The organism is Arenicella chitinivorans (assembly GCF_014651515.1).
In the GTDB taxonomy this organism is placed as follows: domain Bacteria; phylum Pseudomonadota; class Gammaproteobacteria; order Arenicellales; family Arenicellaceae; genus Arenicella; species Arenicella chitinivorans.
In genome coordinates this window covers 866,089-879,184 of record NZ_BMXA01000001.1, presented here as the reverse complement: position 1 = coordinate 879,184, position 13,096 = coordinate 866,089, and the positions used below count along the sequence as shown (strand labels likewise).

At 49.8% G+C, this 13,096-nt stretch carries 14 protein-coding genes; all 14 read right to left on the bottom strand.

Annotation, left to right across the window (positions count from 1 at the left end; genetic code table 11):
- Positions 1-18: 18 nt before the first annotated feature.
- A complete protein-coding gene (rnhB, locus tag IE055_RS03845) occupies positions 19-576 on the bottom strand; it encodes a ribonuclease HII (RefSeq protein WP_189398662.1) in 558 nt (185 codons plus the stop codon).
- Complete coding sequence (gene lpxB / locus IE055_RS03840) at positions 570-1,724, bottom strand: lipid-A-disaccharide synthase (RefSeq protein WP_189398661.1); 1,155 nt, start codon at positions 1,722-1,724, stop codon at positions 570-572. The genes rnhB and lpxB overlap by 7 nt, the downstream gene beginning before the upstream one ends.
- A 27-nt stretch (positions 1,725-1,751) precedes the next feature.
- Positions 1,752-2,531, bottom strand: a complete 780-nt coding sequence (gene lpxA / locus IE055_RS03835; RefSeq protein ID WP_189398660.1) for an acyl-ACP--UDP-N-acetylglucosamine O-acyltransferase — start codon at positions 2,529-2,531, stop codon at positions 1,752-1,754.
- Positions 2,532-2,546: 15 nt separating this feature from the next.
- A complete protein-coding gene (fabZ, locus tag IE055_RS03830) occupies positions 2,547-2,993 on the bottom strand; it encodes a 3-hydroxyacyl-ACP dehydratase FabZ (protein WP_189398659.1) in 447 nt (148 codons plus the stop codon).
- A 153-nt stretch (positions 2,994-3,146) separates the two neighbouring features.
- A complete protein-coding gene (locus IE055_RS03825) occupies positions 3,147-3,653 on the bottom strand; it encodes an OmpH/Skp family outer membrane protein (protein ID WP_189398658.1) in 507 nt (168 codons plus the stop codon).
- A gap of 77 nt (positions 3,654-3,730) precedes the next feature.
- Positions 3,731-6,013 carry an outer membrane protein assembly factor BamA gene (bamA, locus tag IE055_RS03820; protein WP_189398657.1) on the bottom strand — a complete coding sequence of 761 codons (2,283 nt, stop codon included), beginning with the start codon at positions 6,011-6,013 and terminating at the stop codon, positions 3,731-3,733.
- A 107-nt stretch (positions 6,014-6,120) separates the two neighbouring features.
- Positions 6,121-7,485 (bottom strand): RIP metalloprotease RseP, encoded by a 1,365-nt coding sequence (rseP, locus tag IE055_RS03815; protein WP_189398656.1) that lies wholly within the window; start codon positions 7,483-7,485, stop codon positions 6,121-6,123.
- 28 nt (positions 7,486-7,513) lie between these two features.
- Positions 7,514-8,698 (bottom strand): 1-deoxy-D-xylulose-5-phosphate reductoisomerase, encoded by a 1,185-nt coding sequence (ispC, locus tag IE055_RS03810; RefSeq protein WP_189398655.1) that lies wholly within the window; start codon positions 8,696-8,698, stop codon positions 7,514-7,516.
- 23 nt (positions 8,699-8,721) lie between these two features.
- Positions 8,722-9,525, bottom strand: coding sequence for a phosphatidate cytidylyltransferase (locus IE055_RS03805; protein WP_189398654.1), 804 nt, complete (start codon positions 9,523-9,525; stop codon positions 8,722-8,724).
- Position 9,526: 1 nt separating this feature from the next.
- Positions 9,527-10,339, bottom strand: a complete 813-nt coding sequence (gene uppS, locus IE055_RS03800) for a polyprenyl diphosphate synthase (protein WP_189398935.1) — start codon at positions 10,337-10,339, stop codon at positions 9,527-9,529.
- Positions 10,340-10,410: 71 nt separating this feature from the next.
- Positions 10,411-10,968 carry a ribosome recycling factor gene (frr, locus tag IE055_RS03795; RefSeq protein ID WP_189398653.1) on the bottom strand — a complete coding sequence of 186 codons (558 nt, stop codon included), beginning with the start codon at positions 10,966-10,968 and terminating at the stop codon, positions 10,411-10,413.
- Positions 10,969-11,071: 103 nt separating this feature from the next.
- Entirely contained in the window at positions 11,072-11,812 is a 741-nt protein-coding gene (gene pyrH, locus IE055_RS03790; protein ID WP_189398652.1) for a UMP kinase, read from the bottom strand.
- A 114-nt stretch (positions 11,813-11,926) separates the two neighbouring features.
- Positions 11,927-12,805, bottom strand: a complete 879-nt coding sequence (tsf, locus tag IE055_RS03785; RefSeq protein ID WP_189398651.1) for a translation elongation factor Ts — start codon at positions 12,803-12,805, stop codon at positions 11,927-11,929.
- Positions 12,806-12,864: 59 nt separating this feature from the next.
- A complete protein-coding gene (locus tag IE055_RS18170) occupies positions 12,865-13,077 on the bottom strand; it encodes a helix-hairpin-helix domain-containing protein (protein ID WP_505603963.1) in 213 nt (70 codons plus the stop codon).
- Positions 13,078-13,096: the final 19 nt, after the last annotated feature.

The window sequence follows — 13,096 nt, the reverse complement described above, 5'->3', positions numbered from 1 at the left end:
TGATTACAAATTTTTCGATTACAACAAGGCTTTTACGGGCGCAAAACTACGTCGGTGAATTGGCGTAATCCCGCAACGAATCAAGGCCTCTCGGTGCTGTTTGGTTGGATAGCCACTATTGCGATCAAACCCATATTCCGGATACTGCAGCGCGTAATCGCGCATCACGTCATCGCGGGCAACTTTTGCAACAATTGAGGCGGCCGAGATAGCCGGTTCTAAGCCATCACCGCCAACTATCGCTCGGGCCGGGATTCCAAACTCAGGACTTCGGTTGCCGTCCACCAAGATTTGCTGTGGCGTGACGCGCAATTTAGCCACTGCACGCTGCATCCCCAGCATGGTGGCATGCAGAATATTCAGTTGATCGATTTCCGCCACGCTCGCTTCGCCCAAAGCCCAGCAGATGGCTTGCGACTTAATTTGTTCGCTGAGCTGTTCGCGTTTTTTGAGCGAAAGTTTTTTAGAGTCAGTCAGGCCGGGTAAATCATATGATTCGGGTAGGATGACCGCCGCAGTGACGACCGGGCCAGCTAACGGGCCGCGACCGACTTCATCGACACCAGCAATCAACATACCGTGTTACCTGCCTGTGGCGTGTCTTGTATCAACGCTTCAATGGCGTCACAAGCCAATTCGCCAGAATGTTCGTTTAACGCCGGTGCGATGGCAGACAGCGCTCGCTGCATTTTCTGGTAGCGATGTTGATCGGTCAGCAAGCTGGTCACCTCAGCAACTAAACTCTCAACTGTGGCATTCGATTGGATCAGCTCGGGTACCGCCGGAGGATTGGTTAGATGGTTCGGCATTGAGAAATGCGATACCGTCATTGAGCGAGCCGCATACCACTCCTCAATCTTAGCGACTTTGTACATCACCACCATCGGCTTGGCAAACAATCCCGCCTCCAGCGCCGCGGTTCCAGACGCCAGGACAGTTAAATGTGAGAGATACAGTATGTCGCGTGAGTGCCCTTCGATTACTCGGACACCATGCGAATCAGCACCCAGATCTTCAATAAGATAACGGGCGATCTTAGGATTTGCTGCCGGTATCACAAAATCAATATCCGTAAACCGAGTTGCCAACTCAGTCGCGCCGGCCAGCATCAGCGGGGCCAACCGACTTACTTCGCTCATGCGGCTTCCAGGCAGCAGACTGATCAGCTTTTTATCCGCTGCACGCAGCAACTGTTGTTTTAGCGCATCCGACACTGTCCAAGATTGAACCTGCTCAGCCAGCGGATGACCAACATACTTAACACGCACCGACTGCTTCTGATAATAGGTCTCCTCGAATGGGAACAGTGTTAGCATCAACGAAGCGGCACGCTTGATTTTGTGAATCCGCTTGCCACGCCACGCCCAGACAGTCGGACTCACATAATGCACCGTGGGAATACCCGCTTCTCGCAGCGCAATTTCCAGTGACAGATTAAAATCCGGCACATCGATTCCAATGAAGACATCGGGGCGCCAAGTGAGCATGGTTTGCTTTATCGTACGCCGAATCGTCAAGATGTCACGCAGGCCTTTCAACGCCCCCATGATTCCCATGATGCTGATTTTATCCATTTCTGCCAGCGTTCGAACGCCTTCTGCTTGCATCAATGGACCAGCCAAACCAACAAATTCCGCATGCGGGTAGCGTTGTTTGAGGGCAGAGACGAGTTCCGCACCCAGGTAATCGCCAGATTTCTCGCCTGCGACTATCCCTACTTTCATCGCACCAGCACCTTGCCTGGCATAACGTTAGCGGATAACGCCGCGCTTAGACGACTTAATGAACTCCAGTAGGTTTGCAACTTGTGGCACCTGAGACCCTTTCGCCTCTAACTCTGCAATCGCATGCACCATGGTGTGCCCTGACCGATAGATGGTCTTGTAGGCGCGTTTTAGCTCCAACAGCGCGTCTTTGTCGATACCTCGACGACGCATGCCTCGCACGTTAATCCCGTGCGTGATTGCTTTATTACCGGCGACCAACATATATGGCGGAATATCCAGAGTGCAATAGGTGTTAACACCACAGAAACTGTGCTCACCGATGCGGACAAATTGGTGCACCAAGGTGTAGCCTGCTAGTACCACATAATCTTCGACACGAACATGGCCCGCCAGACTGGCATTATTCGAGAAAAGTAGACTCGAACCAAGGCGACAATCATGCGCAACATGTACGTACGCCATAAACAGGTTATTACTACCGATACTGGTAATACCCTCGTCATCCACAGTGCCGCGATTTACCGTAATATTTTCACGAAAAACATTATTATCGCCAATTCGAGTTTCGGTTGGTTCCCCCTTATACGATACCGACTGTGGTTCACCACCAATGGCGGTAAATGAGAAAATCTGATTATTGGCACCAATTGTGGTGTGTCCATCCACCACCACGTGGGCAGCAATTTTTGTGCCGTCGCCGATGCTGACATTCTCGCCAATGACAGAGCACGGGCCAATACTGACATTCTCACCTAACTGTGCGCCAGGTTGGATAATCGCGGTGGGATGAATTGCGGTTGCCATGGGTTGGTTTCCTAATTAAACAATATCTTTAAACGTGAACATCATTTCAGCTGAGGCAGCGACTTTGCCATCGACAGTAGCAACGCCTTTACACTTCCACATGTTTTTTATGCGGCGCAAAATGTCGACCTCTAAAATCAATTGATCACCAGGTTCGACTGGTTGCTTGAAACGTGCTTTATCAATGCCAGTGAAATAGTAGACTCGGTTCTGCGTGTCGATATCCTCGCGACCGTAGCTCGCTGTCAGTGCGGCTGCTTGCGCCAAGGCCTCAACAATCAATACACCGGGCATCACTGGGCGACCAGGAAAATGACCCGTAAAAAATGGTTCATTGTAGGTTACGTTTTTCAAGGCAACCAAGCGTTCTTCCGGTACTGCCTCAAGCACACGATCAACGAGTAGAAATGGGTATCGATGCGGGAGGTAGTTACGAATTTGGTGAATATCGAGCAGTGCCACGGGGAGTTCCTTTTTGGGTCTTAAACAAAGAGTCTTAACAATGAAGCTTGTATGTAAAAAGGCGGAGTAAACATTGCTTTACACCGCCTTTAAAGTCTACCGAGTATAACCTGATTCCGACTCAATCAAAGGGTCAGATTCAGTACAAACTCACTACTTAGATGACATACGCTTGAGGACTTTGTCGGTGATATCCACCTTTGGGCTGGCAAACATCACGCCACTGCGGAGAATCAGGTCAAAGCCTTCTTCCTTCGCTACTTTAGTCACTTCAAGATCAACCGATGATTGGAACTTACGAATCGCTTCATTCCGACGTACGTTGAACAACCGCTCTGTGTCTTCTGCCAGCAATTGCAATTCACGGCGCTTACTTTGCCATTCCAATTGTTTTGCTTGCAATTCAGTTTCCGAATAGATGGTACCGGCATTTTTTTCGATATCGTCTTTCAGCTTCAACAATGCTTGTTGTTTCTCGGCAATCTCTTTCTTTTTAGGCTCAAATTCGGCGTTCAAATTATTGAACTCTTTTTGCACCGAAGGCAGGCTCTCGAGAATTTTGCGTGCGTCATACACACCGATTTTTACTTCAGCAGCCGCAACCGACGTTTGAACCAAAGCCGCAAACGCTGCGACCACAAATAAACTGCGTTTTAACATTATTAGTACCTTATTGTATTAAGCTAATTTTGATCTTTTCACACCATGGGATGTGTGTAAGTCTGAACCTACTGGCCTTACTGAATCAGCTGGCCAACACTGAATTGGAACTTCTCTATCTCGTCACCGTCTTCTTCGTTAAGCGGGAACGCGTACGAGATAGACAACGGGCCAACTGGTGAAATCCAGTTAAACCCAACACCGGCGGTGACACGAATCTCGGACGAATCAAAACTCTCACCCGGTCCATAAACCTGACCTGCATCAACAAACAATTGCAAGCGTTTGTCCAACGCGTCATCACCAACTGGCAGCAGCAATGATGCATTCAACAAAACCCGTTTGCTACCACCCAATGGGTCCTGACGTGCACTACTATCACGTGGCCCCAAGGACCGGGCTTCATAGCCGCGTACTGAGCGCGAACCACCAGCGAAGTAATTTTTGAAAAATGGCAGCTCTTCGGTATCGCCAAAGCCATCACCAAACCCAATATCCGCCGCCAATTTCAAGGCTGCACGCTGGGTAAATGGGAAGTACGTACTCGCATCCACATTCACACGATAGAACTCAAGGTCACTGCCCGGTGCCGACGCATCAAGCGACAGACGGAATTCATTACCATCTGTTGGGTACAACAAACTATCGCGTGTATCATGAACAAATGCGGTACTTAAGGTCAGCAAGTCATTTTCAGGACTGTTGTCGATAAACTCGCGAATCTCAGGCACCGTGAAAATGGTGGATTGCAGATCAATGCGTTCCAAACCGGCACCCAGCGAGAATGAGTTGTGCTCATTAATTGGGAATAAATACCGCACATTCAAGCCCAGCGTTTCTGTGATGTACTCAGACGTATTGGCACGCGCGGAATCGATGCTACGCCCGCTCAAGCCGATGGTACGAGAAATGCCACTTTTTGTGTAATACGGATTCGTGTATTGCAAAGTCACCGCTTCAATAAAACTTGAGCGCTGTACATTAAAATTCAATTGGTTTCCGGTACCGAACAGATTAGTTTGCGACACACTCGCCTGCACCAAAGCGCCATTGTCACCGGAGTACCCCAAACCAAATAGGAAACTACCGGTCGGGCGTTCTTTCACAATGACCTGCAAATCAACCTGATCATCACGACCGGCCACCGGATTGGTTTCGATTTCGACTTCATCAAAGAAACTCAAACGTTGCAGACGAACCTTAGAACGATTCACGCGACTTGGTGAGAACGCACCACCTTCAGTTTGACGCATCTCACGGCGGATAACGGAATCATTAGTCAACTCATTGCCGATGATGTCGATTCGGCGCACGTAAACACGACGGCCAGGCTTGATGTTGATTGAGAATGCCACGGTCCGTGCTTCACGGTCGATTTCCGGCACCGGCACAACTTCCGCGTACGAATAGCCCTCTTCTGCTAATCGATCACTGATGACTTCGATCGTGTTGTCGACGTCTTTGCGCGAGTATGTACGGCCTGGCGCAATGTATACAAATGGTAATAGCTCATCTTCCGGTACTACGAGTCTTCCGTTCAGCACAAAGTGTGACACGGTATAGCGCTCGCCTTCCTTGACATTGATGGTCAAAAAGATGCTGTCTTTCTGCGGTGAAATACTGACTTGATTAGACAAAATTTCAAAATCCAAAAAGCCCTGATCCTGATAAAAGCTACGTAGACTCTCAAGGTCACCGGCAACTTTCTCTTTTGAGTATTGGTCTTCTTTACCCCAGAATTTCCAGAATGGCATACTGTCGGATAATTCGAACTCCTCCAGTAACATGTCATCAGAGAAGTAGTTGTTTCCGACGATGTTGATTTTTTCGATTTTGGCAGTCGGCCCCTCTTTCACATGCAGCTTTACTTTGACGCGATTACGCGGCAAATCGGTGACTTCGGTCCCTACCTGTGCATTGTATTTCCCTTGATTAAGATACTGGCGCTTTAACTCTTGCTTAACCTGTTCCAAAACATTCGGTTGAAATACACGACCCTCGACAAAATCATTGCCCGCTAATGCTTCGCGCAGAGACTCTTCTTTAATCAGCTTATTGCCGGCAAACTCGATCCGCGCGATTGATGGATACTCCACCACTTGCACGATAATGGCAGACCCTTCTGTGCTTAATTCGATATTTTTGAAAAAGCCAGTTTTGTAGAGCTCTCGAATCAACTCAGCCGACATGCTTGGCTCAAATCGGTCACCAACTTTAATCGGCAGATAGTTAAAAATCGAGCCAGCTGAAATACGTTCCAGACCTTTGACCCGGATATCGGATACCTCGAACGATTCCTGCGCCACGACGACACTTGTGGAAACAGCTAAGATTAAGCAGATACAGAGTTTCTTGATCATAAATTTCTCAATGTTCTGGGCACAGAAATAGCGGTGCTAGTTAGTCTCTGAATAGTGTTATTATTGTGGCACGCAGTGAGTACGCTACTCGGTAGCGTGTGCTGATTCTAATTGAATATCGCCGAAATATCATTATAAAAAGCCAGACTCATTAAGCCCGCAAGCATCAATAAGCCCAAAGGCTGAATCGCCAGGTAAACTTTCTCCGATATTCGTCGACCCGCCACCACTTCAACCGCGAAACGCAACAAATGCCCACCATCTAGCATCGGCACTGGCAATAGGTTCATGACCCCGAGACTAATACTGATCAGAGCCAGAAACGAGACATACGATTCCCAACCAATCTGTATTACCTGACCAGCCACATCGGCAATCATAATTGGCCCATTCACATTCTTGTGCGAGACCTGCAGGGTCACCATTTTGCCTAACATGCGAACCATGGTCATGGACATCAGCCAAGTCTGCTCAGCACCGGCGACAACCGCTTCGACCGGTGAGTGCGAAATCGTCACAAACTGTGACTCTGGCCGCGGCACCGGCTTAGCACTGACGCCAATCACACCGGTTTTCTGACCTTGATTTTCCTGTGTTTTAGGCGTAAGCGTCACGTCAAACTGCTTGCCATTACGCTCCATAACCAGGCTAAGAGGTCGCCCGAAGCTCGGCTGTACAATACGCACTAAGTCTGACCAATCCGTCACCGGTTCGCCATTGATCGACACGAACTTATCGCCGGGCAACAAACCTTTGTCATATGCTGGATAGCCCGCCGACACCGCGCCGACTTCGGTTGTTGCAGGCGCACCAATCGGCGTAAAGCCCAACTGGTGCATCAGAGTGGCCGGACTGATTTTGTAGATCGGTATGTCCTGAGTCGGCATCGAAATATCACGCACACCGGACGCATTCTGAACGGTCAGATTGATCGGTTCACGCGTCAACAACTTATTGAAGATATAGACATCATGCTCGGTGTAATGGCGGTATGGCTTACCGTCAATACTCAGGAGTCGTGCACCGGATTCCACACCAGCCTGACCTAGCGGTGAGGTTTGACTCACCTCACCCAGCACTGGCACCAGGCGCTGGGCATCCTGCATTCCAAGCACCATAAATAAAGTTATGGCAAAAAGAAAATTGATTCCCGGGCCAGCCGCGACAATCAACGCACGTTTCCACACCGCCTGATTATCAAATGCGCGGTGACGCTCATCGTCAGCAATGGGCGCATCCGGGTCGTTCTCGCCCAACATTTTAACGTAGCCGCCAAGCGGAATCGCGGCTAGCACGTACTCAGTTTGATCAGGACCGGCAATGCGCTTCCACAAAGGTTTACCAAATCCAACAGAGAAGCGCAGCACTTTGACGCCAAGCCTGCGCGCCATCCAATAGTGCCCGTACTCGTGCACTGTGACCAAAATCCCAATGGCCAATAAAAAACCGATTACGCTGTAGAAAAAACCCATGTCACCACCCGACACGACAGAAGTGTCGCTAAATCAATCTGGATTCTAGACTTGCACATGCGACGCGCCGTGCTTCATTATCAATGTTTAATACGTTTTCCAAACTATTCACTGGCGTTACTGGCATGGCGGTCAGCGTATCTGCAACCACGCTGGCAATGTCAGTAAACCGTATTTTTTTCTGCAAAAAGGCATCCACAGCAACCTCATTCGCCGCATTTAGGATCGCCGGTGCGCTTTGCCCGGCATCCGCTGCCTCGCGTGCCAGACGCAGACAAGGCAAGTTGGTCATGTCCGGCGTATGAAAATCCAACTGCGCGATTGCAGCCAAGTCCAAAGTTTCTGCACCCGAACGAATGCGGTCCGGCCAGGCCAGTGCATGGGCAATTGGGATACACATATCCGGGGCACCGAGTTGCGCTAGAAATGAGCCATCAACGTACTCGACCATGGAATGAATGATGCTCTGCGGATGAATTAGGATCTCCACTTTACGCGCTGAAATCTGAAATAGCGCCGCAGCTTCTATGAGCTCCAAGCCCTTGTTCATCATCGTGGCCGAGTCGACTGATATCTTACGACCCATGCTCCAATTCGGATGTGCACAGGCCTGATCTGGCGTGATGTTTTGTAGATCCGACCATGGACGACCACGAAATGGTCCACCCGAGGCGGTTAGGTGAATCTTTCTGACCGCGCGTTGCGATTGATCTTCGGGCAAGCACTGAAAAATAGCATTGTGTTCACTGTCAATCGGCAGTATGACCGCGCCAGAAGCCTCCGCCTCGCGCATGAACAGGTCACCGGTCATCACTAATGGCTCTTTATTGGCAATCAAAACTCGCTTTCCAGCGCGTACCGCAGCCAGCGTTGGCTCTAAACCGGCCGCACCAACAATCGCAGACATGACCGTGCTTACCGCACTCTCAGCCGCCAATTTAGTTAACGCGTCTGCGCCACTTTCAACCGTAATGTCGGACATGCCGTGTTGCGCCAGCAATAACGATAATTCCGCCGCACTCTGCGCCTCTGTCATGACGACCGTTTGTGGCTTAAATTGACGACATTGCGCCAACATGTCGTTCACGTTGGTATTCGCGGTTAAACCAACAACATCGTATTTTTCAGGATGCAGTTGTATGACTTTAAGCGTGCTTTGGCCGACTGAACCTGTGGAGCCAAGAATCACCAGCGATTGCTTTGTATCTGTCATATACCCTCACGCATACCGGATCTCTAGCTCAGATAACCGAGCACCAGCAAACCGAGCGCAAAGAAATTGACCCCAGCCAAAATACTGTCGATCCGATCCAGAATACCTCCGTGACCCGGGAGTATCTGGCTGCTGTCTTTCAAGCCTACGTGGCGCTTTAGCTTGCTTTCAAACAAATCGCCACCAACCGACACCACCGCCGTGACCAAGACGGTCAGCAATAGCATGCTGGCGGCGTCAGCACTGAAGAAATAGAATAAAACAGGAATGTAGATAACCGAGACTAAGACCAAACCGCCGAAAAACCCTTCCACAGTTTTACCCGGACTGATCGAAGGCGCAAGCTTTACGCGACCAAAACGTCGCCCGGCAAAATAAGCGCCAATATCAGCGGCCACCACCGCACAAAGAAAACAGACAATCCACAAGTGCCCGTGAGCTAGGTTTTTAATCTCAATCACGATAAAGCTAGCGGACGATAAAACCACGATACCTATCAGTAGCTTAAGCCACTTGATATGCAGTATGTTGAGAGCGTCGGTCATCGTGAAAACCAGCAGCACTAACCACAGAACACACACCACCGGAATCACCCAGTCGAGCGCCAACCAGCCACTTTGGGTAAAGTACACAGCCGCACCGAACACACCATAGGCTAACGCTTTAATCGGTAAGGCTTCGATTTGACAAAACCGCAGCCACTCGTAAAATGCCAGCAACACCACAAGGGTAATCAGCGCACGCCAGAGCAATGGATTGGGAATAAATAAGGCACACAGAACTATGGCGGCCAGCACCAATGCCGTTATAACTCGTTGTTTCAACATACTAGGCTGCTTCTCCGCGCGCCGGATCGGTATTGTCATTTTCGGCGGGCGCGACACCATCACCTTGAACTTTATCCACAGCCCCGCCGAAACGACGATCACGCCGCGTATATTTTAGTAAAGCTTCGGTGAACTCGTGCTCATCAAAGTCCGGCCACAACACGTCGGTAAAATAAAACTCGGCGTACGCAGCCTGCCATAACAAGAAATTGCTAATGCGATACTCGCCTGAGGTGCGAATAAACAAATCGGGGTCAGGCATGTCCGCTGTCACGAGCTCACTGGCGATCGCATCTTCGGTGACGTGTGCCGCGGCCATCTCACCGCGTTCTACTTTTTCGGCTAAACGACGACTCGCTTGTGCGATGTCCCAACGTCCACCATAATTAATCGCCACTGCGAACACCAACTTGGTGTTATGCGCAGTCTCTGCTTGAGCCTGCGCGGCTAACTGCTGAATTCGAGGACTGAAACGTGTCAGGTCACCCAGCAATTTTAGACGCACACCATTTTCATTAAGCTTCTTGGTTTGAGTCTCTAACGCGTTACCAAGCAGGTCCATCAAGGCATCGACTTCGGACTGTGGGCGGCGCCAGTTTTCGCTACTAAACGCAAAGATAGAAAGATAGCCGATATCGTGTTGAATGCAGCTCTTGATCAAGGATTTGACCGAATCAACACCACGTTTGTGGCCAGCGACACGAGACAAACCCTGCGCATTGGCCCAACGACCGTTGCCGTCCATGATGACGGCAACATGGTTCGGCTTAGGGTTGATATCTGGAATCCGCCTTGGAGCAGATGAGCGATACAAACCCAAAAGTGTGCGTAATTTAGTTAGCATAGGAAGGCGAAGTGCGCTCAACAGATCAATCTCTGTCAGCTTCACACCGTCAGAATTTCGGCTTCCTTCTCTTTGACGACTTCGTCGACTTCAGCAACGTATTTATCAGTTAGCTTTTGCACGCTGTCTTCAGCTTGTTTCTCTTCATCTTCGCTGATCTCCTTATCCTTCAAAAGCGACTTGAAATCACTGTTCGCGTCACGACGAATATTCCGAATTGCAACTTTACCATTCTCGCCTTCCGCGGCTGCGACCTTGACCATTTCCTTGCGGCGCTCTTCCGTCAACGGCGGCATTGGAATACGAATAATATCGCCCGCTGTAACCGGGTTGAATCCGAGGTTCGCCTCCATAATCGCACGCTCAACGACGGGAACCATGTTCTTCTCCCAAGGCTGTACTGCTAAGGTGCGCGCATCTTGCACGGACACATTCGCCACCTGGTTGATCGGCGTCGCCGTACCATAATAGTCTACGGTCAAATGGTCGATTAGTGCCGAACTGGCACGCCCAGTCCGAATCTTCGCCATTTCGCCACGCATAGCTTCAATACTTTTTTTCATGCGCTGTTCAGCGTCTTTTAGAATATCTTCAATCATGTCTTCGCCTCTATAATCGGGGACTCAATCAAGTATGGGGAAATATCGCGTTTGGCGCGCGTCCACAGTGTACGCAAACCAGGCCGGGGAATCCAGCTAAGCATCAGGCACTGGTTATCAACGTGCCAACCGAACCACCGGTAGCCATACGACGCAATGCGCCCTCTTCGCTGATTGACAGTACACGCATTGGCATATTGTTGTCTCGACACAAGGCAATGGCTGTCGCGTCCATAACCCCTAAACGCTTTTGCAACACTTCATCGTAAGTAACCTGCTCATAACGCGTGGCGTCAGGATTTGTGGCCGGATCGGAGTCATACACACCGTCCACTTTAGTCGCCTTAACCAGAATATCTGCATTGATCTCGGCAGCACGCAGGCTGGCCGCAGTATCCGTCGTAAAATAAGGGTTGCCGGTACCGGCGGCGAAGATAACCACGCGGCCTAAATTCAGATGCTTAAGCGCGCGCAAACGAACGTAAGGTTCAGATACTGGGGAGATCGGGATAGCAGATTGCACCCGAGCTTCGATACCAACTTGTTTTAATCCTTGTTGCACGGCCAGTGCATTCATGACGGTGGCCAGCATGCCGATATAATCGGCTGTAGCTCGCTCGATACCCGACTCGGATGCCGAGATACCGCGAAAAAAGTTACCGCCACCAATCACGACGGCGACCTGTGTACCGGACTCAATCACACCAGCGATTTCCTTGCACACGCCATCGAGCGTCTTGGCATCAATGCCAAATTTTTTGTCTTCAGCGCTTCCGGCCAGTGCTTCACCACTCAACTTGAGCAAGATACGTCGAAAGCCGGAGTTAGGGGTTTTAGTCGACATAAGCGTGTTGTCTCGTGGTCAGTTTAGATTAGTTTTTCAATTTTGGGTCGTGCAGAAACAAAAACGACCTCTCACTGCATGCGCGGTGAGAAGTCGTTAGTTTACGGTTCGAACTTAAGCTTTACCAGCTTGAGCCATCACCTCGCCAACAAAGTCATCTTCTTTCTTCTCGATACCTTCACCGACTTCATAGCGCACAAATTGCACCACGCTTGCGCCTGCTGATTTTAACAACTTCTCAACAGTTTGGTCAGGGTCTTTAACAAAAGACTGGCCGAGCAAGGTGACTTCATTCAAGTACTTACGAATCCGACCTTCAACCATTTTTTCCATGATTTCAGCAGGTTTACCGCTTTCAGCTGCCTGCGCCGCGAAAATCTCACGCTCCTTTTCCAGCAGCTCAGTCGGTACTTGATCGGCAGATATACACACTGGGCTACTCGCGGCGACATGCATGGCAATGTCTTTAGCAAGCTCTTCACTGCCGCTCGCAAGGCGCGTCAACACTGAAATTTTTGTCCCGTGCTGATATGCACCTACCACTTCGCCATCACCAGCTTCCACCAGCTCAAAACGACGTACAGTGATGTTCTCACCAATTTTTTGAATCAATGATTGCCGAGCCGATTCCACTGTTTTGCCCGCTTCAATTTCAGCGTTCATCAACGCTTCTAGGTCGGCAGGTTGCGCGGCCATAACGGTTTGAGCAACCTGATTGGCGAACTCAACAAAAAACGTATCTTTGGCAGAGAAATCAGTTTCTGAATTCACTTCCACGGCGACAGCCTTGTTACCTTCTACCAAGGTCACGATAGTCCCTTCGGCAGCAACACGACCGGCTTTTTTGTCAGCCTGAGCAGCACCACGCTTACGCAGTTCTTCAATCGCTGCATCAATGTCACCGTTGGTTTCGGTCAACATTTTCTTGCATTCCATCATGCCCGCGCCAGTACGCTCGCGCAGCTCTTTAACTAATGCGGCAGTAATTGCCATAATTTCACCTATCTAATTCTTACGAGGTTATATTCTTGCCAATTCAATAACTTAGCAGATTAAGCGATTTTTTCTTTCGCTTGAGCAACCCACTCTTCACGCTCGATGCGACCTTTGAAATTCAGCTCGGCATCCACACGCTCAATGTCTTCAGCTGTGAAATCAGCAATTTGCTTAAACGTGGTAATACCAATGTCTTTCAGCTTGCCAGCGATAACCGGGCCAATACCGTTAATTTCGGTCAACTCATCACCACTCGCCGCGTCGGCCACAGGTGTCGCTTCAACAGCT

Coding starts and splice junctions, on each gene's coding strand:
- rnhB (WP_189398662.1), bottom strand. CDS start 576: ATGTTGATTGCTGGTGTCGATGAAGTCGGTCGCGGCCCGTTAGCTGGC.
- lpxB (WP_189398661.1), bottom strand. CDS start 1,724: ATGAAAGTAGGGATAGTCGCAGGCGAGAAATCTGGCGATTACCTGGGT.
- lpxA (WP_189398660.1), bottom strand. CDS start 2,531: ATGGCAACCGCAATTCATCCCACCGCGATTATCCAACCTGGCGCACAG.
- IE055_RS03825 (WP_189398658.1), bottom strand. CDS start 3,653: ATGTTAAAACGCAGTTTATTTGTGGTCGCAGCGTTTGCGGCTTTGGTT.
- bamA (WP_189398657.1), bottom strand. CDS start 6,013: ATGATCAAGAAACTCTGTATCTGCTTAATCTTAGCTGTTTCCACAAGT.
- rseP (WP_189398656.1), bottom strand. CDS start 7,485: ATGGGTTTTTTCTACAGCGTAATCGGTTTTTTATTGGCCATTGGGATT.
- ispC (WP_189398655.1), bottom strand. CDS start 8,698: ATGACAGATACAAAGCAATCGCTGGTGATTCTTGGCTCCACAGGTTCA.
- IE055_RS03805 (WP_189398654.1), bottom strand. CDS start 9,525: ATGTTGAAACAACGAGTTATAACGGCATTGGTGCTGGCCGCCATAGTT.
- frr (WP_189398653.1), bottom strand. CDS start 10,968: ATGATTGAAGATATTCTAAAAGACGCTGAACAGCGCATGAAAAAAAGT.
- pyrH (WP_189398652.1), bottom strand. CDS start 11,812: ATGTCGACTAAAACCCCTAACTCCGGCTTTCGACGTATCTTGCTCAAG.
- tsf (WP_189398651.1), bottom strand. CDS start 12,805: ATGGCAATTACTGCCGCATTAGTTAAAGAGCTGCGCGAGCGTACTGGC.